The organism is Vibrio sp. Vb0304, assembly GCF_033338995.1.
Lineage (GTDB): Bacteria > Pseudomonadota > Gammaproteobacteria > Enterobacterales > Vibrionaceae > Vibrio > Vibrio alginolyticus.
Genome location: NZ_JAWOTT010000119.1, coordinates 1 through 1,438, shown reverse-complemented (window position 1 = coordinate 1,438; position 1,438 = coordinate 1). Strand labels below are relative to the sequence as shown.

General features: G+C 46.7%; 1 protein-coding gene and 1 pseudogene. Both read left to right on the top strand.

All coding sequences use genetic code 11. The annotated features are described in order from the left end of the window. Positions 1-72: 72 nt before the first annotated feature. On the top strand, positions 73-786 hold the full coding sequence (locus R7P35_RS24290) for an ABC transporter ATP-binding protein (protein WP_005482754.1): 714 nt from the start codon (positions 73-75) through the stop codon (positions 784-786). Beyond that, a pseudogene (locus R7P35_RS24285) lies at positions 779-1,438 on the top strand (hypothetical protein); the annotation flags it as partial. The gene R7P35_RS24290 and the pseudogene R7P35_RS24285, both read left to right, overlap by 8 nt.

The following is a 1,438-nucleotide window of genomic DNA, read 5'->3' as shown; positions in this document are numbered from 1 at the left end:
GTTTGCGGCTCTGTATCCCGCACGACAAATTCTCAAGCATCGACCGGCTGATGCCATGGGGGAGAAGACCTGATGACAATTAAACTTGAGCGACTGACGAAAACTTATAATCCAGACAGTGATTTCCCTGTGCATGCGGTACAACACGTTGATTTAGAAATAAAACAAGGAGAATTTGTCGCCATCATGGGGCCTTCTGGCTCGGGCAAAACAACATTGCTCAATATGCTTGGCGGCATTGATGCTCCAACTTCAGGCAGCGTTGAAATCGATGGGTGTTTAATTTCAGAGATGTCGGAGAAAGAGCTGATCGCCTATAGACGAGACAATATTGGTTTTATCTTCCAAGACTACAGTCTTCTTCCTGTTTTGACCGCGTTGGAAAACGTCGAGTTTGTGATGCAGTTACAAGGCAAAACGGAACGAGAATGCCGAGAGCGTGCCATGTCTCTCCTTGAGCAAGTTGGTTTAGCTCAGCAGATGCACAAGCGTCCGAGCAAAATGTCGGGTGGTCAGCAGCAAAGAGTCGCTGTCGCACGGGCACTTGCACCTAAGCCTCGCTTTGTCATGGCAGATGAACCGACCGCCAACTTAGACGCAAAGAGCACTTCGGAGTTACTCGACATCATGGAGCAACTGAGCGAACAAGAGGGCACGACATTTATTTTCTCGACTCACGACCCGAGGGTCATCAAACGAGCCCATCGTATTATTGTGTTTGAAGACGGACGCCTCGCGAGAGATTTCGCCAACATCGGTAGCACGGCAGAGAAGTTTCATGCGTAGCGGCTTACACATTCGTTTTTCTCCGCCATGGATGGTGGTGGTTAGTCAGGCATTAAGCCTTTCCTTGCTTGGCTTTTTCAGCTTTTGTGCTGTTGCCAATATCCCTGGTTTACAACCTCAAAAATCTTGGGATTTTGATGGTTATATTAAGTATATGGCGACATACAGCATGCCAGATGATCAAAGCAATACGCTCGATCATCTGCTGCACAATCGTCTGAATTTTGAATACCGTTTTTCTCCAAACTGGCGTGTTAATGTTGGCTTGCGAAACCGAGCTTTGTGGGGCGATGCGTTAGACATTCCTCAATATCCCGAACTTGTCGCGCTAGATAATGGCTACTTTGATTTGAGCAAAAACTGGCGCGAAGACGACGTTATTCTGAATTCTCAATTTGACCGATTGTATGTGAGCTGGAAGAGCGACGATTGGAGTGCCAGTGTCGGGCGTTTTCGTATTAACTGGTCCATGAATACCATCTGGAACCCTAATGACGTTTATAACGCGTACTCGATTTATGACTTTGATTATGAAGAGAGAGCGGGCACCGATGCCATTATGGTCAGCAAAAAACTTGGTTTTGCTGACGGTTTAGATTTGGTGTTTTCTCCTTCACAAGAATCTGGACAAAACAGTGCTTCGCTGCGTTAT